The sequence below is a fragment of the Bacteroidia bacterium genome (genome assembly GCA_041391665.1).
Classification (GTDB): domain Bacteria; phylum Bacteroidota; class Bacteroidia; order J057; family J057; genus JAGQVA01.
Genome location: JAWKNO010000003.1, coordinates 205084 through 230259, shown reverse-complemented (window position 1 = coordinate 230259; position 25176 = coordinate 205084). Strand labels below are relative to the sequence as shown.

Sequence of the window (25176 nt, the reverse complement as noted above, 5' to 3'; positions counted from 1 at the left end):
TGGGTTAATTGGTGGTAATCACATCTTTAAATTTGTCGAGAACTTTTTGACCGTCCTGAACTTCTGCATCCCGGGAGCCTCCGGCCACGATTTGTTTGCCTCGTTCAAGCATTTGGTCGATAAAACTCTGATCTCCTTTTCTCAACTGCTCCGGTACGACAGCAAAAATGTAGTCAGTATTGATTTTCGCTTCCCAGTCTGTTACCATAGGACCTTTTTCTTTATGGGTAAATACCATCCGGTAAGCATATCCCCGGGTATTTTTATCCATATAAATGGTCTTTTCCATATAGGGTTGTTTGCTGTAAAGGCCGATATTCATATTGGTCTCCACTTCCTTCCCAAATTTCTCATATCGGAGCTGAAGGGTTACATTTCGGATTCCCAGATCTGAAAGTTCGTCCAGATCAACCTCATAACGAATATTGCGCGGCGTAACCGGAGGTGCCAGTGTTACCCCCTGCCAGCTTCCTTTTGTCCAGGTCGTATCGTTGGGGGGAAACACATTTCCTCCGCGAAGGCTCCACTGCACTTTGTATTCGTATTCATCAGGCGAAGCGTCCTGTGCTTTGGAATAGGTTACGGTCGCGCGGTTGCCATTTTGCTCAAAGTACGAACGGTCAAAAGTGAGTTGATGCGAAAAATCGTTGGCGCCTTTTACGTTGCGTTGTTTGCGCAGGCTGACCGTTACAAAATTTAACTCTTTTCCCATCATATCTTCGGCATCAAGGTCCATGATGACGTTTACATCACGGTGCTGGAAGAAAGGGTCGTTGAGCAGAACCGTTCCCACACATTTTGGATTATCCCGCACATTGTCGTACCACGATGCGAGGTTTTCGGTCATCTGAAAGGGCTTTTTGATGGCCAGTGCGTAGCTGAGGTTAAATGTGCGTTTCCGCTTTTCGATAATTGTTTCTGCAAACTCGCGACGAAATTTGTATTCGTCGCCTTGTTTGATATTGGGCATATCGAGTTTTTCCTGCTTGCCTGGGGTCGGGATTTCCTGAGCTTCTTTTTCGGTAAAACTATTCAGAAAGTGTTGGAAAAAGGCATCGCGAATAGCGGCTACACGCTGGTCATCTACATTTTCTTCAAAGCGGACAGTGATTACACCTTCCTCTTCCATTTTGCGGTAGAAGGTGCGCAACTCATCGTATTTGAATTTGGTGGTTTTTTTATTTCCGGAACCAAACCAGCCGATCAGTGCGCCGATGGGCCCGCCAGCTATCGCCCCTACTACACCATTAATGGCCTTTTCTCCATAATCTTTTTCTTCCTTGACGGTTTTTGAAAAATAGGCAGAATCCAACAGGTGAAGACTGTCCAGTTTGCTCCAGTCTTCTTCATAAAACCCTCTGGCAGCTGGTACTCGTACCGTATAGTTGTAAGAGAGGTTAATGGAAAGGTCTGCAATCGAACTGGTTTTTTGAAAAGTCGCATCCATCAGTTGTGCGCCTTTTTTGTCGAGTTCGGCGGCAACTGCGATTTTGTTGCCAGGGAAAACAGGTGCTTTTCCTGACATGACGAGCGTTCTTGTGCGTGCGCCTGTCAGGGTTGCAGAAACAATCCGGATGGAATTGTCTCCGTCGGGTTCAATCTCAGCAGCACCTTTGAGCACGGCGCCTTCGTATTTGGCTTTAAGCACCCGGCTCAACTCTGTTTCCTGTGTTTTGGTGAGACCATATTCCATCAACATGTGGAGGATTGCCCCACTGGCTTCGGCATCGGCATTGTTTTCATCGGTAAACTTCAGGAACAAAAACATAGGGGTGCCGTCCGCTTTTTTGGAAAGCCGGAGGTTGGTGGGCATGTAATAATAGTCCTTGGTCTTTTCGTCAGAAAGGGTAGCAGCCGCACCGTAAAGCGTGACGGCAGTTCCATCGGAAAGTGTTACATTAATTTTGTTCTCATTGTCCAGGATTTGCGCTTTCAACTGGCTGTCAATCAGTGTGATCGCCACAATCCAGAGCAGGAAAAACATTCGTGTGATCGTTGGGTATCCCATAGTCAATGGTTAATGGTTAATGGTCAATGGTTAATGATTAATGGGGGAATAGTTCTCTGATCAAAGTGCCGATTGCAAGAATCTGATCAGAATAGGCATATCTCCAGGCAAAAAATATACGGCTGTCCTTAAAGTCTTCGGGGTGTGCCATAAGTTTTTCCATGGCGACTGCATCATCTGCCGAAAACATAAAGGACGCTGCCATTTTCCCTCCGGGGACATTTGCGGGTCCAGCCGATGCCTTCAGCGAGCGGCGCATTATTTCCGCACCTTTGTTGTCAGAAATAATATAAAAGCCGGAGGCTGGCTCCAGGGGCTCTAGTGGAAGCGCTCCGTAAATGACTGCAGTACTGTCCATCTCAGATCTCAGCTTTTCTAAAGCTTCCTCTTCCTGACTGATATTCAGCCCCCAGGTAAGCATGACATGGAGCAAACCTCCGGTAACCGGGCCTTCGTCATTTTCTTTGAAAGTGAGAAAACTGTATTCCGGCTGGGAGTCCTTTCTGATGGAAATCCGCAGGTTTACGGGGAAATAATAAAACTGATGGCGATAATCTACAGACGGATACAGCAAAACCTGTGTCTGATCTGAAAGCGTCAATTTTACCTCTTTGCGCATATCAACCTGCTGGGCAAAACTTCCCGCAAAGGGAAATATGAATATCCCCAGCCAGAGAATCCGCATCATATGGAAATAGTTGCTAGTTGGAACCATTGGCTTTAGGTAATTCGTCGATAAAAATCAATCCGTACTCGTCTTGTCCTTTGTACTCCAGCTTGGACCCATCTTTTTTGATCCAGGTCAGAGAATAGGCTACTTTCTCCTGGTTGTTGGGCAGGGTGATTTCCATGCTTTTGGTCGTGAGATCATCTCCGGGACGAATGGTCTGCCTCACCTTTTTGGCCTGATCAAAAAATGGATAGGCAACTTCCAGAATGATGGCTCTCACGCCTTGTTCTTCCAAACCTGCCAGGTCTCCTTCAACTTCGATTTTGTGCCGGCGAAACGGGGTATATAAATTGATCATTGCTGCGTTGTCTTCTTCCCACGGGGTTACATAACTACCACCTCCCTGAAACTGCCACTGGGTCTGGTACTCGTAGTCTAACCATTGGACGCGGTTGGTGTCCTTAACCGAACCATAAACCATAGAAAGTTTTCCATTAAAATTTTGAAAGGTGCTTCTCTGAATCAGCACAGACTTCATGGTCTCCTGTCCTCCCTGGTGTTTTTTGCGCAGATTGACCGAAACGCTGTTGAGCATGGTGGCAAACTCTTTTTCCAGATCACCATCCACCCCGACAAAAATTTCTCTCTGCTGGAAAGCCGGATCCCATAGGGGCACGTCTCTGAAAAATCGTTCGTCCTGGCCGTATTTATTGTAAAGGTCTCCCGCGTTGAAGGTAATAAAATGGTGTCTGTCGACAGTTGACCGGCCATTGAAGGTCAGTACACTCGTGCCTTCGGTTTTCATGTCTTTGAGTTGGTAACCAACATTTAGCCCAAAACCAGTGGTATTGCGGCTGTTGAGCCCCCCACCGATCATGGCTCCGATGGCATCGGCAAGGCCTCCCTGCTGATCCTGCGGCACGCGCTCCGGCTGCACGGGATCAAACAACATTTTGAGCAGCTTGTCATAGACCGTATTGAGCAGCCCGTCAAGATTCGCATTTTCACCGATGGTTGTGAGGCGAATGGCGTTGTCCCGACGCATACGGTCAAAAGCCAGGCCTACATCTGCGGAGACAAAATAGATACTTCCTCCTGCCTTAAATGCCTCGCTTTTGCGCATTTCCGTCCAGTCTATCTCAAGTTTTGCGTTATAGCTATCTGTCAGTCCGGAAAAATTCAGGTCAAATACGACGGAAATATCCGAAGTTTTCATTTTCAGACTTTCCATTAAAAGTTTAGACTTTTCTGGTGTCAGGTCAAATGTCAAGGCAATTTTGGAGCCTTCCAGCACAGGCGCTTCTCCTGTCGAAAGTACCTCTACGTCTTTTTGGCCCGGTGCAGGTTTGAGGATGGATGAAACCAGGGTATAACGACCTTTATCAAAGATCACGGGGCCCCGGATTTTGACATCCTGATTGTTTAACTTTTCCTGCAGACCTTTTTGCGCATTTTTGATCTGCTCTTCCGGGGTGTCGTAGAGGAATAAAAAGTTCAGTAAAGCGCCGCCACCTGCATCGGTGATGACCGTTCCATTATTGCCGGCAGAAGGTTTGTTGATGACATAACGCAGGAGGGAAAACTGTGGATTCCCCGCTTCATCAGTTGCCAGTTTCCCCTCTGAGGGCAGGTAAAGGTAAGTCAGCGAATCGGTCAACAGGGGAAAACACCATAGCCCGGCTGCCCTCAACCCGCGGTCGATCATGACCTGTTGTGCCTGAACACTGGTTGTCAGCAACAGGGGGAGCAGCAGCAGCAGTAACCGGTGGCTGATATAAAACGAGTGGCTGGAATAAAACCGGTGGCTGAGGCCTCTCGAAGCCACCGGTTTTATACTTATATTTTTTCGGAATTTCATGTGTCTGTTGTTAGCTGTGGGCGGTTATTTATTAAACTCCGAGGGGTCGGGTGGCAGTACAAACATATATTCCCCTTCCAGCACCTGTGTTTTTTGATTGAGGATACCTTTTGTCGAATACCAGGAAATCTGGTAGGCAATAGGTTCACCCGGGTCGTGGTAAAGCGAGATACGATTGGTACTTTCCGAATCATCTGTCCGGAGAATAACAGTCTTATGTACCTGGGCTTTTCCCCCGAGAATGGTCATAAACCGAATTTGCGCAGACCTGATGTCAGCATCCTTAAACAATTGCCTGTCTGCATCTATTTCCAGTATTCGTTTGGTTAATGGCGGGGCAAGGGGAACAGAGGTCGCATTGTTTTGACTCCATTCATTCGCATCTGCCGGGAAAGTAATCGGGTTGGGTATTCCCTTTATGCTCCATACAATCCGGTAATCATAATTGAGCCAGTCTTCTCCTTTGGCTCCCAAACGGGGGTAGGTTACAGTCTGGAAATATTTACCAGTCAGATCTTCCTTTCTGAAAACCAGGTCTTTGGTTACGGATTCCTTGCCATTTCCGGGATCTTTTTTGAAGCTTACACTGACAAAATTGATCAGATCTTCGAATGCATTGGCGAATTCTCCATCTACCTGAAAATGTACATCACGCTTTTGGAAGGCGGCATCGTCGAGGTTGACGATACGGAAGTATTTGTCGTTTTCGCCCAAAGCATCGTACAGTCCGCCGATATTGCCGGAGGTATAAACCGGTACTTTGATGGTGGTGGATTTGCTGAGGTTGAGATAAAATTTATTCACTCTGATATCCTCCCTTTTTTTCATAACAAACTGGTCGTCGGTATAGTAGGGGGTATCATCTGCTCCGAGGAACGTGCGTGCAAACCAGCCGCGATCCTGACGGCCCTGGATTTGACCTTGTTCGACAGCAGTTTCTCTGTCGGGTTGTTTGGCCCAGCCGGTTTCTGCGTCGAAGATCAGTTCGATCAACTTGTCGGTAACCATATTGAGGATATTGTCCATATCCTTGGTATTGATATTCAGGCCGGCGGAGCGGTCAAAAACCTCAATTTTTAGCACCTGGTTTTGACGAAGTTCGTCGGTAATATTGCGGAGCTGTCTTTTGGTATAACCTTCCTGCTTGCTGTAAACACGGCTGAAGTGTTCATATACATTTTCCACTTCTGCGGTAATGACGGCATTGTAGCCTTTGACAGCCGCTTCATAATAGCCGTGGATGGAAACGGAAATGTCGGAAGTCGGACCTTGCAGTGATTCCCAAAGCAATGTTGCACCTGCCTGATTGAGTTTGGCTGCGATTGCCGCTTTGGAGCCGGGGAGGAGCGGCGCAAAACCAGAGGTGATAACAGAGCTGGTAAAAGGATTATCCCCTTCTGTATTGTTAAGGATCGCCGAAATTACCTGAAACGAAGCCAATCCGTTTTCGTCATCTTCAGTCGCCTGCATCATGGGAACCGGGCCTACGATACGTGCACCTGCGACTCTTTTGCCGAGTTCTATTTCTGCTGCGGCAACTACATTTTGAGGAAGGGTGAACTCCACCAGCGCATGGAAAATGCCGCCGTTGGTTTCTTCGCCGCCCTGCCCTACATATTTCATGCACAGAAATTCGAGGCTGCCGTCTTCTTTTGTTGCAAGCCGGGGAAACTGAGGTATATAGTAATATGCACGGAGGTCATCTTTGTCGCGTAAGAGCTGGATGCCATTAACCATTTCACGACCTTCATCATACATGACGACAGCAAAAATGGGCTGGATGGCAGTAAGGAGGAATAAGAAAACAGCAAGTGATTGTCTTATCATAATATTAAGATTTTTGCGTTGGGCCTGGGTGTCGGACTAAAAAAGGAGGAAAAAAAGTGTACTGTTGAAAGTGGTTGATAATCAATCAGTTGTAATACACCTTGTATATGGGCTACATGGATTGGTGCCGTTGGAGATTTTCAGTAAAAGATAAGGGTTTTTGTTTAAAAAATGCAATCGATTTCCCAAATATCAACGAGGTATCTGATATGGGTATTATGAGAATATGAAAAAATTCCCGGAAGAAGGGAGACTGGGGTATTTGCGGGCGTAAAAAGATCATTTTGGTTCCTTTTGTATTCTGTGAAAATTAGACGGGACACCTGACTGGAACCTGACCTGGGAAAAGAAAAATTATAAAACTTTTAGTTGAAAATGAGTTGCGAATTCTACCAGAATAAAAACCGCCGCACCAATGTTTTTGATACGGCGGCTAATAAGGCTGAATAATTACTAATAAGTTTTTTCCTGAAACGATTTTTTAGTTCTTCCGCCTCCGCCAAATCACCACAATCACAATCAAAAGAATCAGCAGTACCCAGATCAGCCAGCCGGGCAATCCATGCGCCTCCAGCCATTGCTGAACCTGCTCCAGAATATTGCCTACCGGCGCGCCTTTGATTTTGACCAGTTTGTCATTGAAAAAAGTAACGCCTTTGATGTCAACCTGAACCTGTTCCAATCCTGTAATGGTTGCAGGCAGCTCCGCGGTATAAGTGCCATCCAACTGATCAACTAATACAAGCGGTTTACCCTGAACGCTCACATTGATCTGACTGAGTCTGTTGGGGCCAATCATATGGCCAAATTTGTTGACTGGTGTAATGCTCAATATATTTCCTTTATCCAGTACCTGAATCTGAAAAGTAGTTTTACCAGCATCCGCTACGCCAAAGTCAATGACTGTGGAAACCAACTGGATTCTTTCATAGTTTCCGATTTTTGCGTGTCTGCCTTTGATGACAAATAGAAACTGATAGTTGCCGGAAAGTTCCGTATCGGTAAATGGCACTGTATATGTCCCGTCGCCGTTGTTGGCAAGCATGATCCTTCGGCTTTGAGGGGTGATTGCTTTGAGAAAATCTTTATTTCCCGCCACCAGGGCATCGTATTTCAGCTGTCCCGCCGGAATCTTTTTCTCTGGCGATTCTCCCTGTAAAGCTGTTTTTGCCTGGGCAAATACGTCGTTGAAATCCTGTCCCGGTTTTGCGAGGATCACATAGACCGAATCGGCATCATTAATCATATAGGACTGGCTGCCGTCGTTGTAAACGAGCTCCGCCCGAAGGGGAACGGTATCGCCCGGCTGAAGCATATTTTTGCCGATCAGCGTATTAAACCTGAAAGCTTCTTCTTCCACAAAAAGAGAAAGGTAGTAATTGCGTGAAGGGCCGTCGTGGCTTACTTCCCAGTTTCCTCCGAAAGAGGATAACCCCTTTTTGCTGAGCATGGCCGGGGTAATGGTGTAAATGCCAGTCAATGGGCCCTGAGCCTGATCAATCAAGGTTACTCCGTCTTTTTTGATCGTAACTTTTATCCTTCCTGTGCTGAAATTGACCAGTTTAAATACGAGACTTTCTGCCTGGTCATCCACGGTAAAGGACTGACTTACAGCACCTCCGTTTGGCAGTTTCCCTGTTCGCACACCGCCAAGTGTCGGCGAATTTCCCCGAAGGTTACTGACCAGGGTATTGTCCCACATGGCCAGGAAGCTGTCAAAATTCCCATCATTCTGAATGGAAAAATGCTGGCCGCCGGTTGTCGTTGAGACGAGGTTCATGATCGCGGCACCTCCGACATCTCCGAGGTGGATGGTGTGAATGGGAATACTTCCGTTGAGGCTGCTAAGATTGAGCGGCAGGGCAGCACCTGAAAAACCATTTCCACTAAACCCGAAGAGCGAACTGACAACCTGATTACCCGCTGCATTGATCGCCGGATCGGTATTTTGTGCACCGTCCGAAAATACAATGATATTGCCGTTTGTCCCTGCCGGGAATTGTTCATGTGCCTTTCTGATCGCTCCGCCAATACAGGTCATACCAAGTGGAGGATTGGCATTCATAAAATTGAGCAACGTACCGGGCGGTGGCGTGGAAAAGTTGGTGGTATGAAGCCCAGATGTGAGCCCAAAGCTGGTAAGTCCCTGCATAGACAGGTGATTGTCGTCAAAAAAGTGAATGCCCATCTGGTCTCCCGCTTCATTGCGGACGGCATCAAACTCCTGAAGAAAGTCGTTGGCGACAAGTTTGAGTGCCGACCATTTGGACTGGTCGGCAAGTCCGGTTGCGGTAATACCGGGAATGAGTCCGTACATACTACCCGAGCGGTCGAGGGTCATCATTACTTTCACGGGAGAGACGGTCGTAACGACAATGGAAAAAGTCTGGGATACATTACCCAGCGGCGAGTTGCCTGCATTGAAGGCGCGTACATTTACATCAATTGTAAAAGTACCTGCCATGGGAGGCACGCCTGTGATAGTGAGCTGTGTTCCCGGATATCGGGTAGTGCCACCTGCCGAAATACAACCAGGGAAAGCTGCGCCATTGCCGGTAATCGTGGTGATCCAGGAGGGCTGGGAAACGACGGTCCAGCAGGCATTGACTTCGCCCGCACCCGCATCGAGAGCGGCGACGATGGTGGTGGTATAAGGCGTACCTACGTTTCCGTTGGGCAGACTCGCTGTGGAAATGGTGATAGCCTGAGTTTGGAGTGTGAAAAAGAAAAATAAGCTGAATAAGCCCCATAGCTTTAAATAAGGGGGCAAACATAGCTTGCGCGAAAGAATGCAAAAACCTTGCATAAGAATAGATTTTAGGTGGAAAACGATACAATCGGATATGTCTATAAGACGGGAGGCAGCGATCTGGTATGACCAATTTGGGAAAATTTTCGGTTTTTGGTTATATATTTTTCCAACCCGCCTATTTATCAATCATCCTTTGATAAACTGATTCCTATTACTATGAAAACCGTTTATTATCAGCAATATGGCTCTCCGCAGGTTTTATCACTGAAAGAGATGCCCAAACCGGTCCCCGGTGCCGGCGAAGTTTTGGTGAAAATTCATGCCGCCAACGTAAATTACGGAGACATAGCCGCCCGAAACTTTGGGAATATTTCTGCATCGGAATTTAACATGCCCGGCATTCTCATGCTTTTTGCACGGCTTTCTTTTGGCTGGAAAAAACCTAAAAGAAATTTACTGGGCAGTGAATTTTCGGGAGAAATTGAATCGGTCGGGGAAAATGTTACTCTTTTTAAACCCGGAGATCAGGTTTTTGGATACACCGGAATGAACATGGGCACCCATGCAGAGTATCTCTGTGTAAAAGAAAATGCAGCGATAGACATCAAACCCTCCCGACTCTCCCATTATGAGGCTGCGGCACTTCCTTCGGTGGGCTGATGGCTCTTGGGCTTTTGCGGAAATTTGATATACATCCCGGCCAGAAAGTGCTGATAAATGGCGCCTCGGGGGCAATCGGCTCCATCGCTTTACAACTAGCCAAACATCGGGGCGCAGAAGTTACAGCGGTTTGCAGTGCGGCAAAAGCAGACTATGTAAAAACATTAGGCGCCGATTTTGTGATGGATTATACCCAAGGAATTTTAAACCAAAACCCGCAGCGATACGACCTGATCCTGGATGTTTTGGGTAAATTAAAATGGGCCGAAGTGCAAAACCTGCTGACCGAAAAGGGCGTTTGGCTATTGGCGAGTTTTAAGACCGACAAGCTCCTGCGCATGTTGGGGACCAATTTTTCTGGCAAACAAAAAGTAATATGTGCACTTGTCAATGACAAACCGAAAGATTTAAAAACCCTCCGGGAATTGGCAGAAAAAAAAGCCCTCAAAGTCATCGTGGACAAAGTTTTTAGACTTGATCAGGTTGCCGAAGCACACACCCACTATGAAACCCCAACCAACGGCGGAAACGTGATTTTGGAGATGGTTTCGGGATCGGCAGAAGAATAAAAATTTTATCCTTTAACCGCAGACAGACCGCTCCGCATGATATTCATTTCCTGAATTGCACCCGATTTGAACATATCCGGCTAAAAACGTATCTTTATGGGTGTTATCTGAGTATATTAGTAAAATGGCAAGAGATAAATATCACCAACATGTTCGGGAAGCATTAGAAAAAGACGGATGGGTTATAACACACGATCCATACAAAATTTCGGTAGGTTTCCGGAAAGGGTATATTGATCTTGGTGCTGAGATAATTGCGGCAGACAAGGGGTCTATAAAAATAGCAGTCGAAATCAAAAGTTTTTTAGGATCGTCCGATCTTTATCAATTTGAAGATGCTTTGGGGCAGTTTTTATTGTATTTGCCTGCTTTACAGAAAAGAGAACCAGAAAGAGTACTTTTTTTAGCCGTACCAGAGTTTTTTTATGAGAGTTTTTTCGACGATCCTTTCTTTGGAGAAGTTGCCGAACTTTATCATTTACGCATGATTGTCTATGATGAACAACAAAAAACAATTGTCAAATGGATCAGGTAAATATTTATAAATCGTTTGTTAAAGAAGTAGTGCTTTCAGTGGCAGCGATGACACCTTCAGACGAATTTTCGGAAACCCAGTCTATTCTGGATGACGAGCGTGGGCATTATGTTCTTATAGATATTGGTTGGAATAAGAAAAAAAGAACCTATTTACCTTTTTTACACATTGATGTAAAGTCTGACGGAAAGGTTTGGATTCAGCATGATGGTACGGATATCATTATTGCAGAGCAACTTGCTCAGAAAGGAATTCCAAAATCTGAAATTGTACTGGGCTTTCGTGCTCCTCATGTCCGCCCAATGATGGAGGATTACGCCGTAGAGTAGATTGCCGTTATTACGGATTTAAATAAAAAACCTCCCGCATCGGATATTGCGACGGGGAGGTCGAGAATAACTACTACTATTACAAACGAGGGGATAATACCTTACGGATGTTCATTTCTGGCTCTGATCGCCAGATCAACCAGATCACCGCCGCCACTGGCTCCATTTGTGGTTGAATTTTGCCATGACTGTACAGCTACCGCTCGTGGCCCTACTTCTCCTTCCCAAAAGCCAAACATAGGCCCCCCTGACTGGCCAGGAAATACATCTGCCTGATGGAAAAATATCTGATGGGCATCGTCCTGGTCGTCGTGGCCATTCATCGTAAACCAGCTCTGATATATGGGTCTTTGCATGCTGGTAAGGTCAGACGGATAACCAATATGCCACCAGGCAGCCAATGGATCCCATGCGTCGGTATAACGTCTCGTTCCCAGCCAGCCGGTGCGATCGCCGATCCGGTCATTCAGTACCAGCACAACGTAATCATACTGCCCTTCATCTCCGTTGCTGAAACCGTCATTGTTGTCCTTTTTCACCCAGTAGATATGCGTGGCATAAGTAGAGCCAAAAGGCGCATTGCCGTCAAAATAGGCGGGCGTGAAGGTAAGCCAGTCGGCAGCATAGCCGGGCGGGGGCGTCCAGTCAATGCCGTGATTGCAGGTAAGCAGATGGCGTGGGCCGATCATCACTCCGCTAAATGGACCAAAATTTGTTTCACACCGACCAAAAGCACTCCAGGGATAGGAAGTATCCTGAAATACCTGCCGCTGATCGGGGTTAAAAATCGTGGTATTATAGCGAAGGTCTTTCAGCATTTTGGATGGAATCCGGTTGATGGCTTTTGCCAGTTGTTGCGGATGTGGATCAAATGAAAGGTGGTCGGGGATAAATGCGGTAAACCGTTTGTCGTACTCCAGAATCTCCTGAGCAGAATACCTTTCTTCCAGCAGTCTGCCCTGCAGAGGTGGGGGAGTGGCTCTTACGCCCAGTTTTACTTTTTTCAGATTGAGGCGAATTTCGTAGCGGGTTTCTTTTTGATTCCCGTGGTTGTTTTCGACAGGGATAACAGAGAATTCTGCTTCGGGAATTTCATCACTGCTGATAAAAAAACTTTGGCTGATATCTCCCCGGTTGTCTGCCTGTGCAGCCCGCGATTTGAATAGCTGGTCAAAGTTGAGAAGTGAGGCAGGTTTGGGCGCATCGGAAAGGGTGAGGTTCACTACCAGGTCGATAATGGTTTCTGCACCGGCATTCCAGATAATACGGCTTTCGCCTACCAGTTGGTCTTCCTGAAATACACAAACATAAAGGTCGGGCCCCAGGAGTTCGGGCAATTGTCTTGAAAAATCAGCCTTTTGAAAGGAGATTGTGTAGTGTCCGTCATTGTCGGTTGTGGATTGACCCAACGGGTCATCGGGAGTCAGGAGGTCTTTGTCAAAAGCCTTGACAGTGAGACCTTTCATAGATTCGCCCTGCCGGTTGGAGATACGCCCGGAAAGCGAGTAAGTTAAAACAGGTTGTTTGGGCATAAGAACGATGTGATAATTGTAACCTTATGTGACGTACAAGCCGATTTAACCTGACCGGGATGGATTTTTTAGGCTGGTGGCCGGACAGGTTGACCGGTAAGCCTGGCGTAGCGCCAATATGCCCAGATGACAATCAAAAATACGCTACCCAGGGAATACAAACGATTCCTGTTCTGAGCTGCCTCGTACCCGGCTGACAGCGATTCGACAGTATCAGCCTCGGCTGGCAGAAGCCCGGATATTTCAGGGGCACTTAGCTGAAAAGTAAGAGTAGGGGCTAAAAAGAGCAGCGTCAACACGAAGATCCCGCTTATTGTCAGAAATTGCTGCCATCGGAGGTCTTTGATAGCCTTGGCTGCCAGGACCGGGTCGGGCAAAATTCCCACCTTGAAAGCGTCGCGGAGGTCGGGGTAATTGCGAAAGTTTAGGGGATTTAGGCGAAAAAATCGACCATCTTTCAACCCGACATACATCGTTTCCATTTTTCCACCTTGAGGCATGCTTACATAGGTGAAAGCGAAGCCGCTGATCTGTTCAAACATAAATTCCTTTTGACCAAAAAGCCCTTTCAACTGTACCCGGCCTCGCTGGATGTGGATGCTGTAATCATCTTTCCACAGGCCAAGAAGCGCAAGCACGGGTGCGGCCAGACCGATTGTGATCAAATGCCAGTAGGAGATCAGGTCATTCCGCTGACTGAAGATGAGCCAGACCATCCCAGCGAAGATCAGCGCGAAAATAGAGGTCACCACGATAAGGGCAACCCCCATTCTGGACTGAATGTCAGATACCTGGACTGTGTCATGCATAAGAAAAGTATGTTATAGCGTGAGACTTTTAAAGATAGATAAGTGGATAAATCCCATGAAATTAACTCATGGAATACCTGACCCGCAACACCCAAAACGGCCCGGAGCTGTTATTCCGGATTCTTCTTCTCTTCCTCATCGCCTCCTTTCATGCGCATGTAGCCCAGTCCTAAGGCAGCCAGCACGCAACCGATTCCGGCAGGGATGCCCCATATTGCGATAAGGGCTGACTTCAGCAATGAATTTCGCCCGGAGGCGTCTGCCCCCTCAGACATTTCGGGTTGACTGATCATGACGATGCCGATAATCAGCAGGGCAATAATCCCTATCCAGGGTCTGATTTTAGTTTGGTAGAATTCCATGATTCAATGTGGGTAAGGGAGTGAATGGGATTTTATAACAATCAATTTTCATTGGAAAACAGAACGTTTTTTGGGGAGGACAGGCTATTCTTAGAAGGCCGGGCCTGAGGTGAGGGTTTGCAACTCCAAACGCTGCTTTACCTTTCCAAAGCTTCCAGAATAAACCTTTGCAGGTTTTCTAATTCCTTTTTCTCTTCCTCACTCTGGCCTAAACTTGCGATCCGAATTCTATTTTCGTCGCTAAACTCGATGTACAGGGTACTCCCATGAAGGTAGGATAAAGCAGTAAAATCTTGTAACTGCTGGCTGAAAACTGGTCTTCCCAGCAGCGTAACGTGAATTTCTTCGTTTTCTAAATCAAAAACAACCTTACGGTCCAAGAGGAAGATAAATCCGAATGCTGCAAAAGCCAGCAACAACAGGAAAAACACCGTGAGCCAACCCGAATCCCCTGATTCTACCTGGCTGTAAAAATGGCATATCTTGATCAGTGCCGCCACTAAAGTAATCAAAGACAATGCTATTTTCCACTCAGAAAACAGGCGCACGATACAGAAACCACCGGGGATGGGTTTTACCCAGTTTTGGAGTTGATACTGCCGGATGGATTGGTAGAGTAGGTGTTCTTTTTCTTTTTCTTGTTCTTGATGTGCCATTTGCTTTGTTTTTTTTGACAGTGAAACCCTTCCTGTATTCGCCTTGACGATTGGAGATGGGTAGGTTAAAACAGGTTGTTTGGATAAAAGAACGATGAGATAATTGTAGCCTAATGTGACGTAGAAGCTGGTTTAGCCTGACCTCCTTGTACCAGTTAAACTCAAGTAGATTCATGTAGGTAGTCAAAAGGCAATTCCAACATTTATTCCTGCTTTGGGAATAAAGCCTGAGCGTGTGAAGAAAATTTTTTCACCAGCTTCGGCCATTCTTCCTTCGATTTTACTGGATCTGTATCCCCCACCTGCCAGTGCTTCCAGACACAATCGGTTCCAGATGATATGTTGGTATCCAACCAATACTCCGCCACTGTAGGCCGTAACATCCATCATATCTGTATGAATACCCTCACTTTCCAGGTCGAAGGTTCCCTTCCCAGTGTTGTAACGAGCCCAGCCACCACCAAAAAAGCCTTTAGGAACGTCGCTGGAGGCATAGGGTCTGAAATAATACCGCACCTCCGGAGTTACACCGACACCGGTAACTGATACCGAGACTTCATCCCAGACGACTGTATGGAATTGTGTCAGGCTCATCCCGAGTTGAAGCGACCATTGGTTGGGGAGGAAACGTTCGTATTGAACCGTTGCGGTGCTCAGGGCAAAATCAATGGGATCTGTTTTGATCCGGTTGTATTGTGAATGAAGCATGCAGGGGAAAAACATTCCTACGAGCAGAGAAATTATCAGGTTTTTCATTTCTATTTGGGATAAATGGTGGATGTTACTGACTGACAATATCGATGGCAAATTTTTGGGTGAAAGTAACCTTTTTGATCCCGGTATCGATCCCTGCGTCGTCTCCCTCAGAGTCTCCAACCATGGTGAAAGTTCCCCATGAGCTTGAGATAACATCGTCAAAAATGTTGGAATCCGTGTACTCAAAAAGTTTTCCCGTCGAGGCACCGGAAACATTTAATATTTTTTTCCCGACAGGTGCCGTGTAAAAGACATGATGGCTACTGTAACCGGATGCAGTAGTCCAGTCTGATTTCGTTTCCTGTGCATGCATATAAAAATACACCCAGGCCTGGCGGTCATTATGTCCTACATAACCGTAAACTTTGGTTTTGGGGCCGTGCCCGGCATATTCCCTGTCTCCGTTGGTATGGGGCGGTATAAATCCGCCAAAGAGGGAAGGTGTAACAGTGATCGTGCTGGTTACCGGTGGGGTATTTTGTTTTTGTATGATGCTCAATCCACCCAGAACAGTACCATTAAATCGGATTTGCAGAAAGTCATAACTGGCCAGAGTTGTCTCCATATTGGAGATATCAATAGTAAACTGATATTCGGTCTGAAACTTCTGTTTGGCTGAAATGTCGAGGCTATCATTGCCCTTCATCAGGAATACCTGATAAAGTCCCCAATAGCGAGAATCCATATCATAGCCATTATACTGGATAACTGCCCTGGTAACGGGATTTTGATTCAGGTCAATGGAGTTCATATTTGACTGGCAAAGGGTAGGAATGACAACGGAAGCTTCTCCCCCCAGAAACCTGATTTTTATGTCCTCCAGTGTCCGGATCGCACGGGTGGGGATTGCGTCCATAATACATACCACATTGCTGGACAAGGCGCCAATGGAGCTATTGATTAACTGCGTAACTTCAAACTTTACGGTTTCCTGAAGGTCGCTGGTCAGTTCCTTTTCCAGATTTTCGAGGGTTGACTGCCAGGCAGAAGAGTTATTCTCGATGGTTGATATCGCATGTTCAATTTCTGCCAGGGTCTCTTCGCGGGTGACTTCAATTTCGTTGATGGTTTCCCGGAACATTTCACATCCGGGGAGAATGATGAGGGCAGCTATGAGGCAAATCATGCCCAGCCGCACCAGATACAGATGCAGGTTTTTCATGTTAATTGGATTTGTTGAAAGGGTATGTTAATTTTTAGGCAACTAGATCAGAAATTAAATTCAAGGCTAATAATGATTCCCTATACCAAATGAGCATGCCAGCCATTAAAAAGTGCGTTAGGTGTTGGGATAGAATAATCAACATTGATTCAATTCAATGGTCAGCAAGTCGGGATTAAAAAGTAAACAGGTGAATTTATGTTGAGATATAAGCTAAAGGTGAGTGATTTTAATTAAAAAATTATTTCAGTAATCGTTTCCAGTCATAGATATTTCTGAGCATTTCTCCGGTTATGCGAATACCAAAATTCATTTGCATAGTTGCGTTTCCTCCAGCATGTATTCCCACTAATAGAGGAATTACACATTCACCGATTTTAGAGGACAACCATATCGGCGCACCGCTCTGGCTCCCTTCTGTATCAGCGAAATGAATAAACAAACGGCTGGAGATTTGTGAATCCACATTTGGTGCCGTGATTTTTTTCAATTGTCCTTCTCCCTGAAGAAGATTCGTTGTTTGAGCGGGATAACCGGCAACTTTTGCTATTTGCCCAAGAATGCATTTTTCGTCAAGACGAACCAGGCTGCCATTTGCGTATTTACCCCAATAGTCATATTTCGTAGCAAACTTGACGGCTGTTTTTAACCGGATGATTCCATAATCCCAGGGGAAATTGACAAAATTTTTATCCAGATTATTTCGAGGAATGGCCTTTCCATAGTTAGGATGCACTTTAAAAGAAGCGGATTCATAGAGACCAAAAGGAGTTTTTTGAGTATTATTCGCTCCAGGTATTACTTCAATTTTTACAAATTTTATCTGATTTGCGGGCTTTCCCAAGCCCATTAATACATGTGCACAAGTAAGTACAAAATTGGGACTGATCAAGATCCCTGATCCTTCAGACCACCCTCCCGCACCGGTTTTGGGATCTTCATACCGCACACGAACTTTACAAATCCAGCGATAAGGCGCAGCAGTAGTTTGAGTGATAGAAACGCGAGTGTCGGGGGGGAGGATTTCTTGTTCGATCGCTAAAAGATTTCGGTCGCGTGTGAATCCACTTCTTTCCATGTCAGCATTTTTTTACGTGGTAGGTTAATTTTTATCAATAAACACCCATCCTAGCGAGGTGAAGGATTTTCCTGATCTGCCTGATTTTTTTCGTAGCAGATTTAAATGTCCTGCAATCTCTTCTTTTGTTGCAAGTCGAATCGGGTAAGGAGTATTGACTCCGTTTACGCCAAAATCAATTCCCCAAACAAATGTATCCCAAATACTGACTCGTTTACCTACTACAATACAGAGAGAGGTTACTGCCCGCCATTTGGTTGTTCCTTGTTGGGGGGTAGGTGCTGGACGATTAGGGCGATCAGAAATATCGGTTCGTAAAGTTCCCTCGTCGTATTCTTTTTGAGTCCAGTAGAAAGGATTATCGTCTTCTGTAGGCAGATCTACTGAAAATGCGGGGAATGACCTATCTCGAAAAAGGGGTTGATTATGGCCATAAACGGTTTGTACCCAGTCTAGCCTTTTTCCTTCACGTCCTGTTCTTTTTGCCCTTAGAACGAATGAACCGTTGGATGAAATTAGGGTTTTATTCGAGATACGCCATTTTATCGGAATATGAATAATATCTCCACGTCTTATTTGAGTTGACAGCTTGCGTTTCTCAACCAGTTTTGCATTCTTTGGATCATTCCATATTTCCCGCCAGTCATCCGGATCAAAACCGTATTCTGCGGCTAATCCAATCAGCGTTTCTCCATAACCTACTCTTACGGGTTCGTAAAAAAGAATAGGGTCTGCTTGTGGGGCAAAATATTCCCGCTGAGTCGGTAGGGGTAAAATTTCCTGATTGATTTCAAACTCGTGGTTAGACCTTCTGCCCCCACGTTGAGCTACCTGAAACATTGTATATTTAGGATTAAAATCCTGATTAGTAGGATAGGGAGCCTCTCCACTAATATTTTTTTTCAATAATACAATTCGTCCTATGGTGGCAGTTGCTGCAACCTTTCCATTTACCACAACCGGCTGCATAAATTCATCCAGATGGGAAAAACCTTTTGCCAAAATGGCTCTTCCGATATGAGTAAAATAACGTCCCCTAAACTCATCTCCATGATTCATCAAAGCTTTAATATCCTTGATTAGAGGAGATCCCTTTCCCACATGTCCGATAAATTTTCCTCCCCGTTCATATTCATCCGGATAACCCCAAACATGCCCTAGTTCATGAGCCATGGTTTTTTTACTAATGTCAATGTGAACATTCACCTCTCGTGCTACTACTTCTGTATTCTTAGGAAAAAAAGGAAGTACCCGTTTTCCCTTTTGAAATACATCAATAACTTTATTAGCATTCTTTTTTTGAGATACGATTTTCACCAAAAATCGTAAAGTGATGCTTTTAGTGTATTTTTTATTAGCATCCATGATCTCAATTCTAGCAGCACGATCCCAGTAGCTGGCGGCTTCTTTAAGAACCTTAATAAAATTGGTTTTTTCTGCACTGCTGAAGTTTTCTCTAAACTTTAAAAATGCGTTTAAAGTGATAATAGCTTCATTGCTCCCGCTGTTGTATAAAAAATTAAAGTTACCGCCAATATAGGGAGCATCAAGATCCGTGTTATGTAGCCAAATCGTTTTTGATATTGCTGCTTGCGGTCGAGTAGCTGCTTTGTCATGAGGCGAATTCATTTCCGCCGTAACATTATTCCTGTCCATTGTGAATTAGTTTTAATGGTGAAAAAATTTATCACACCCCCTGCTCTATCACTGGTGTCTGGCTCGTCTCCAAATCCACGCCGGTCAGGGTGCGATAGGCGGTGCGGTAGCCTTCGATGCTGCTTTCGGCGGCGTTGAGCCACTGTTCAAGTTCTCCGCTGACGCTGGCGTCGGAAAAGTTGAGAACTTCCAAATCCAGCAGGATGGAGCGAATGTTTCTGGCACATTCAATATGGGTTTCAAAGCGGTTGCTTTCGTTGTGGACAGTACCGGTGCCTTTGACTACCAGTTTCTGGTATGCCACAGGAATATACTCCGCCGGGCTGTTGTATTCGGGGGGAATGCCCAGGGTTTGGCGCAGTTCTTCCACGAGTTTTAACCCGGCAATGGCCCATACGATGCCGCTCAGGGTCGTGTGGTAGTTACGTCCGTAGTTGAAGTTGTCAAATGATTTTCTCAACAGACTGATCGTGTCGCGAATGGTAACGAGGGTCGCCGTGGAGGTGATGCCGGTATTGTTGTTGGTAGCGCGAATGGCGGTTCCCAATCGTTTATCTTTGAAAAACTGAAGGGCCAGGTAGATAAACTTATGGAATTGCTGACCAAAGGCGGTATTTACCGATGAATTCAGGCTCAAACTGCGCCCAGCTTCGGTCGTCCAGCCAAATGACCGCCGATAAGCCGCGTCACGATCTCTCACTTTCGAAGAGTTTCCGCTTTCGGTCTGCCGGGTCATGGCTTCCAACACAATCGCAATCATATCGTCTTTTACATCTGGATGCACGGAACCGTTTGACATCGGAATCCCTCCCTGATAAGCGTATTCTTCCAGAATTCGTCCCAGCATCTGGAAGGTGCCCATTCGTTCGATATAATACAGCCATGCCAGATCGCCGATAAACAAGCGTTTGAGTTTTTGATTTTCAGCAACTATACGTCGGTTGCCTTCCAACTTGATACAGGGGGAAGGAAGGCAATGCTGAGGGGGCCAGTCGTTGGTTAGGCAGGGGTTTAATTGTAGAAGTTTTTCCAACCGACTCCGGTCTTGCTGCCCGGACGGAATCTCCTGATGCGGCAATCTACCCGCAACTACATAAGAAAAATACTCCGCAAAAAAATGGTTGACCGTAAGGTTGTTGATATTGGTTTCGTAATCGGGAATACTGTCAGTGAGGCCCAACATTACATCAGCGCAAGGCGGAAATGCCACGGCAACCGATTCGGTTTTGATAAGGGCCTCGTTGATTTTGTTGATGATTACGTCATTTGAAACGGGCGACACCCCCGCATTTTTGATCTGGGTCTGATTTAGTAAGGTGATCAGCGAATTGAGGAATTTTTCTGCATCACCATTAATTACCTGCTCGGTAGGAATCGCTTCCGATTTTTCGGGCAGATTGGTTTCTTGTTGCTTAGCCATAAATGCTTTATTAATCGTTTACAAAATGTTTTAGTTTTTTGAGCCATTCTCCCATCACCTTGTCCAGGTTTTCGGGAGAGAGGTATTGGGATTCCTTCACCAGACGGAATACCGCAAGCTGAGCCGAAGGGCGCAATCCGCGTAGAGTCAGTTTGCCGGATTTTGCACTCGCGGCAATCGGTTGTAGTTTTGCCGGGTGGAGGTTTTCGAGGTCAAAAAGAACGGTCATCGGTTTTCCCGACAACACTTTTAATCGGGTAGTGAACATTGCCCTGCTTACTACGGGCAGGTATTTTCGGCAGGTTTCGAGTAGATGCACCTGTTTTTCCGGTAGATTCTCCAACGGAAAAAGGTTTAGCCATTCTTCCTCCCAAATATCCCAAATACCTTTTCCCCAGACCTGCCGGCACCATTCAAAGTTGAGCAATACGCGCAACCACGGCGGAGGATGGGGGTCTGCATCGGATACCCGTGTCATCATCGCTGGAGGCAAAATCAACAGTTCACGTATTCCGCCTGCCGCAGCAATGCCCGAACAGCCAAACGTCCAGAAGTCGGGGCCAATTTCCGACATCCACATTCCAAACAAATGTTGAATACGCGAAGAACCCCCTTCTCTTTTCAGCACTTCGCCTACAATCTGTGGCCAGAGACCGACCATTCCCAGCCTCACCATCACTTCGTGTCCGGCTTCGTGCAGGATGGAGGTGAGATTCCATTTTTCCAAAATGCGGGAATACGGAATCTGAATCATGGCCATAGGATTGGCGGTGCCATCGGGGAGTCGTACATCCTGCCGTGCGATGGAAGCTCCAAAATGAGGATCCACATGCACCAGTGGCGGTTCAACCAGATGGAGTGCCGGATGATTACGGTAAAGCGCATCCTGTGCGAGTGCATCACACCCCGCCAGTAACGATCCTAATCCGGGGATTAGCCGCTGCGAGAGGATGTCAGCATACATATCAAAAAACTTGTAAGCTTTGGTCAGCCGGAGTTCGGTTTCCCCGAGTGCTGCGTACAACTTACGCTGTATATCCATATCTGCGGGGTTGGATCGGAGCAGTACCTTTATGTGTTCTGTTAGGGGTTGTTCCAGTTTTTCTGCCGAAACATGCAGGGCGTGGTTGAGCGCATTCCATTGCCGGGGAGATATATCCGACTCAGGGGGAAGCGCCACCATTTTCTGCAGCGAGGTAAGGGCTTCGATCCGACGCAGTGTAGCGGCGTAACGATGCAGGGGCGCGTTCATCGGCGACGAGGATTGTCTCGGATGACAATAACAATTTTTTCAATTTCCTCACCAGGTTTTTCACGCAGATTAATGACTCTTACCCCTTTTCCGCTTTGCGAGCGGTGATCTCTTACCCGGGGAGGAGGAGGAGTCTGTGGGCGTCCTGGTGATACTACCGGGGGCGTCGGAGAGGCCTGCTGTAGTGCGGTCTCAAACGCACGGCTTGCCAGGCGATCTGCTTCGATGGGGTCATCAATTTCGTAGTGAATATTGTCAGCGGCAAACTCCATGGCTGTCTGGATGGTATCGGTTACATTTTGAGCAACCTGTTGGTTGGCTTCTTCCGTATTTTCAGGTGCCACCCCCATTGCGGCCACGTCTTTGGTTAATGCTTTGGCTTCTTTCCGTACTGCTTTGATGGCTCTTTTACTCAGAGATTTAGCTCGGGATTTGACATTTTCGCCAAGCAAATCAGTTGCAGCATTTAATCCGTCCATAACGAGGCTTCCGCCAGGAATAAAGCTCGCAAAAGGTCGGGCGAATTTGAGGCCTTTTTTAATAAGACCTTTGGCAAATTTGCTGTTTTTCAGTTTTTTGAACAGTTTCCCGAAGAAAAATTCCCGGTGCATGTCGTCCACAATCTGGTCGAGTTCGCTTTCAAATTCATACTCCGATTCAAACTCACGCTGGGACAATTCGTAGAGACGTTCGGCATAACTTCCGGAGGAATAATCTTCTTCGTACTCATATTCGTTGTCCTCGGGGTCTTCTTCGTATTCGTATTCACTTTCGGGAGAATCCTCTTCGTATTCGTACTCAGATTCATCTCCGTCGAGCATACTTTCGAGTTCGGCTTCCATCTCCTCATCGGAAGGGGTGTGGTTGTGATTTTCCATCTCAAGCTCAAATTCCCGTTCGAGTTGGGACATGGTGTAATTGGATTGATTGCGATTCATAGATAGATTTGTTATAGTTTATGTTAATTCAGCATTTGCCACTTCTTTCCCACTTTTCGCTGTGTACCCAAGGTTTTGCTACTGCTTCACCACCCGCTTTGTCGCATAGCCCTTCTCACTACTCACTGTGAGCGTATAGATTCCCGCAGGCAGCGTGCGCAGGTCCAATTGTGTGCTACCCTGGGCGGCTTTGTCGAGATGTAGCCGGGTGATGAGGCGACCTGCTGCGTCGTTGAGGAGTAAGGTATAGTCGGCGGGCTGGTCGGCGTCGATGAATACACTCAGTATATCAGCGGTGGGATTGGGTGCTACAATCACCTGGGCCTGCAAAGTCTTTCCTGAAAATAGACCGGTCAGCGGGCTCCCTGCATATTTGTACATCCGGGTAGCGTGGTCGCTGGGCTGCCATTCTCCTGCATAGCCGAGGCGGGGACTCCTGAATTTTGCGTTGCCGGCCAGTTCGCTCGTGCCGATTTCTGTCCATGATGTGCCAAGGTCCGTGCTGATTATCGTGCGGAATGGGCCGGTGATATTGTTGGTACGTACCACGGCCAGGATGTAGTATGATTCGGGGATGAGCACGAGAGAGCTGATCAATCCGGGTTCCATTTCCGGGAGATCTGTCCACGTTGTCCCGCCGTCGGCAGTGTAGCGAAGGAGGTAAGAAGGTTCGCCATACTCAGAACCCACGCCGTGCAATGAATCTGCAAAGGAAAGGTCTCCCGCCAGCGCATCACTTGCCGTCCAACTCAATCCTCTGTCGGTGGACCGAAAAGCCCGGACCCAGGTAAAGGAATTAAAATTGAACGTAGAAAACCAAATGGTTTCACCACTGACAAAATAGTTGCCGCTAAATCCATACTCATCCGGCAGTACGGCGGGAATGTTGTTGCTGCCCGTGCGGGTCCAGTTTTGTCCCCCGTCGCTGGTGGTGTAGATCTCGAAGAAAGGGATAGTGTCATTGGCAGATACGGCAGGGTCGCCCATCGCGACGCCGTGTTGTGCGTCCCAGAAATGCACCAGATTGATATAAGAGCTGCCTTCCGCAAATCCTGTTTCAAACTGCCGCTGCCAGGACAGGCCCCCATCGGTGGTGTGCATGATATAGCTGAAATAATCAGCATCGATCCCGGTGACCCAGGCTTCATCGGCACTTATAGGGCAAATATTACTGGCATAGGGCTCTATCCCCAATGGAATTTTCCCGCCCGACCAGGTCGCACCTGCGTCGGCAGTTTTTACAAAAAACAGGCTGTCTATAGGGACCCAGCCATATTGCGTAGAATCGACATCGTATTTCATGGCGACTGCCCAGGCTACGGAGTCATTGTCTTGCGCAATGCGCAGGTCGGAAATGCCTATTGTGTCGGAAAGCACAGGTGTGAAAGCTTGCCACTGGGCCCGGAGGTTTGCTGTGGAGAGGCAAATCAAAAGTAACCCTGCGGCTACGTATCGTATTGAGTTGAAGTTTAGTTTCATTTGTGTTGATGTATAGATGTTGTATTTAAAAGCTTGTCGGTTATTCTTCCTATTTGCACATACCTTTCCCCGTGCGAAACAGGCGCGCACGTCCTATGCGCGATAATTTGACGCATAGGTTGTTTTGAAACTATTTAACAAAATTCTGTACCGGGGAATGGATTCTGCCTATTTCCCCAAATAGAGGATCATGGCTTCGGCGCGGTTGTTGACCTGGAGTTTTTGATAAATGTGATGTACATGCACTTTCACTGTGCCTTCCGAGATTGTTTTTGATGCGTCATTTTCATTGGGGAGTTTTGCGGCGATTTCTTTGTATAGAAGGCCCTGGGACAGCAGGTTTAAAATCAGCCTTTCTCTTTCCGTGAGTTCTTCCAGTGCGATTACCTGCCTGGGTGGCTGATGAAAACTTGATATTACTTTCTTCGCGATCTCAGGACTCATGGGCGCCCCTCCTGCACAAAAATCTTCCAGTTGCCTTTGCAAGGCACCGGGGATGTCTCCTTTTAAAATATAACCTTCTGCGCCTGCTTTCAGTGCCTCAAAAACACGTTCGTCATCGCCGTAAGAAGTAATGATCATAAAACGCATTTGAGGTTTGACAAGCTTAAGACGCAACAAACACTCAATCCCATCCATTTTTCCTGGCAACTTTATGTCCATGAGGACTATGTCCGGATTTTTTATGGGAATTTGGGTGAGCGCATCTTCTGCTGAATCACAACATCCCAGGTAGGTAAATCCCTGAAAGGAATCTATCTCTGATTCCAGCCATTGCTGAAATTCCGGATCATCCTCTACGATCATTACTGTTATTTTTTTCATAGCCTGGGTTGTTATATGACAAATGTACTTTTCGTTATAAAGA

22 protein-coding genes are annotated in these 25176 nt (G+C 46.6%); 4 read left to right on the top strand and 18 right to left on the bottom strand.

What is annotated here, in order from left to right; all coding sequences use genetic code 11:
* Positions 1-4: 4 nt before the first annotated feature.
* From R3D00_23755 to R3D00_23735, 5 genes are all read right to left on the bottom strand, one after another.
* Entirely contained in the window at positions 5-2008 is a 2004-nt protein-coding gene (locus R3D00_23755) for a hypothetical protein (GenBank protein ID MEZ4776210.1), read from the bottom strand.
* Positions 2009-2045: 37 nt separating this feature from the next.
* Complete coding sequence (locus tag R3D00_23750; GenBank protein ID MEZ4776209.1) at positions 2046-2696, bottom strand: hypothetical protein; 651 nt, start codon at positions 2694-2696, stop codon at positions 2046-2048.
* A gap of 13 nt (positions 2697-2709) precedes the next feature.
* Positions 2710-4536, bottom strand: coding sequence for a hypothetical protein (locus tag R3D00_23745; protein MEZ4776208.1), 1827 nt, complete (start codon positions 4534-4536; stop codon positions 2710-2712).
* 24 nt (positions 4537-4560) lie between these two features.
* Positions 4561-6363, bottom strand: coding sequence for a hypothetical protein (locus R3D00_23740; protein ID MEZ4776207.1), 1803 nt, complete (start codon positions 6361-6363; stop codon positions 4561-4563).
* Positions 6364-6844: 481 nt separating this feature from the next.
* Positions 6845-9169 (bottom strand): vWA domain-containing protein, encoded by a 2325-nt coding sequence (locus R3D00_23735; GenBank protein ID MEZ4776206.1) that lies wholly within the window; start codon positions 9167-9169, stop codon positions 6845-6847.
* A 162-nt stretch (positions 9170-9331) separates the two neighbouring features.
* On the opposite strand from R3D00_23735, the gene R3D00_23730 reads away from it, so the two are divergent.
* The 4 genes from R3D00_23730 to R3D00_23715 all read left to right on the top strand — a co-directional run bounded on the left by R3D00_23730 (position 9332) and on the right by R3D00_23715 (position 11208).
* The gene (locus R3D00_23730; GenBank protein ID MEZ4776205.1) at positions 9332-9775 is read left to right on the top strand and encodes an alcohol dehydrogenase catalytic domain-containing protein; all 444 of its coding nucleotides are present in this window, start codon (positions 9332-9334) and stop codon (positions 9773-9775) included.
* Entirely contained in the window at positions 9775-10344 is a 570-nt protein-coding gene (locus R3D00_23725; GenBank protein MEZ4776204.1) for an NAD(P)-dependent alcohol dehydrogenase, read from the top strand. The genes R3D00_23730 and R3D00_23725 overlap by 1 nt, the downstream gene beginning before the upstream one ends.
* Positions 10345-10468: 124 nt before the next feature.
* A complete protein-coding gene (locus R3D00_23720) occupies positions 10469-10879 on the top strand; it encodes an element excision factor XisH family protein (protein ID MEZ4776203.1) in 411 nt (136 codons plus the stop codon).
* Positions 10867-11208 carry a XisI protein gene (locus tag R3D00_23715; protein ID MEZ4776202.1) on the top strand — a complete coding sequence of 114 codons (342 nt, stop codon included), beginning with the start codon at positions 10867-10869 and terminating at the stop codon, positions 11206-11208. Before R3D00_23720 ends, R3D00_23715 begins: the two co-directional genes overlap by 13 nt.
* 101 nt (positions 11209-11309) lie before the next feature.
* On the opposite strand, the gene R3D00_23710 is transcribed toward R3D00_23715, so the two are convergent.
* The 13 genes from R3D00_23710 to R3D00_23650 form a co-directional block, all read right to left on the bottom strand.
* A complete protein-coding gene (locus tag R3D00_23710) occupies positions 11310-12740 on the bottom strand; it encodes a hypothetical protein (GenBank protein MEZ4776201.1) in 1431 nt (476 codons plus the stop codon).
* A 68-nt stretch (positions 12741-12808) separates the two neighbouring features.
* Entirely contained in the window at positions 12809-13549 is a 741-nt protein-coding gene (locus tag R3D00_23705; protein ID MEZ4776200.1) for a hypothetical protein, read from the bottom strand.
* Positions 13550-13659: 110 nt separating this feature from the next.
* Positions 13660-13911 (bottom strand): hypothetical protein, encoded by a 252-nt coding sequence (locus R3D00_23700; GenBank protein ID MEZ4776199.1) that lies wholly within the window; start codon positions 13909-13911, stop codon positions 13660-13662.
* A gap of 137 nt (positions 13912-14048) precedes the next feature.
* Complete coding sequence (locus R3D00_23695) at positions 14049-14567, bottom strand: hypothetical protein (protein ID MEZ4776198.1); 519 nt, start codon at positions 14565-14567, stop codon at positions 14049-14051.
* 183 nt (positions 14568-14750) lie between these two features.
* Positions 14751-15323 (bottom strand): DUF3575 domain-containing protein, encoded by a 573-nt coding sequence (locus R3D00_23690; GenBank protein ID MEZ4776197.1) that lies wholly within the window; start codon positions 15321-15323, stop codon positions 14751-14753.
* 25 nt (positions 15324-15348) lie between these two features.
* Positions 15349-16485, bottom strand: a complete 1137-nt coding sequence (locus R3D00_23685; protein ID MEZ4776196.1) for a hypothetical protein — start codon at positions 16483-16485, stop codon at positions 15349-15351.
* A gap of 241 nt (positions 16486-16726) precedes the next feature.
* A complete protein-coding gene (locus R3D00_23680) occupies positions 16727-17563 on the bottom strand; it encodes a trypsin-like peptidase domain-containing protein (GenBank protein MEZ4776195.1) in 837 nt (278 codons plus the stop codon).
* A gap of 24 nt (positions 17564-17587) precedes the next feature.
* Entirely contained in the window at positions 17588-19219 is a 1632-nt protein-coding gene (locus R3D00_23675; GenBank protein ID MEZ4776194.1) for a hypothetical protein, read from the bottom strand.
* 31 nt (positions 19220-19250) lie between these two features.
* Positions 19251-20639 (bottom strand): hypothetical protein, encoded by a 1389-nt coding sequence (locus R3D00_23670; protein ID MEZ4776193.1) that lies wholly within the window; start codon positions 20637-20639, stop codon positions 19251-19253.
* A 10-nt stretch (positions 20640-20649) separates the two neighbouring features.
* The gene (locus tag R3D00_23665) at positions 20650-21891 is read right to left on the bottom strand and encodes a hypothetical protein (GenBank protein ID MEZ4776192.1); all 1242 of its coding nucleotides are present in this window, start codon (positions 21889-21891) and stop codon (positions 20650-20652) included.
* Positions 21888-22829 (bottom strand): hypothetical protein, encoded by a 942-nt coding sequence (locus R3D00_23660; GenBank protein ID MEZ4776191.1) that lies wholly within the window; start codon positions 22827-22829, stop codon positions 21888-21890. Before R3D00_23660 ends, R3D00_23665 begins: the two co-directional genes overlap by 4 nt.
* A 78-nt stretch (positions 22830-22907) precedes the next feature.
* Positions 22908-24308, bottom strand: a complete 1401-nt coding sequence (locus tag R3D00_23655) for a T9SS type A sorting domain-containing protein (protein MEZ4776190.1) — start codon at positions 24306-24308, stop codon at positions 22908-22910.
* Between the two features lie 168 nt (positions 24309-24476).
* Positions 24477-25133 (bottom strand): response regulator transcription factor, encoded by a 657-nt coding sequence (locus tag R3D00_23650; protein ID MEZ4776189.1) that lies wholly within the window; start codon positions 25131-25133, stop codon positions 24477-24479.
* Positions 25134-25176 lie beyond the last annotated feature (43 nt).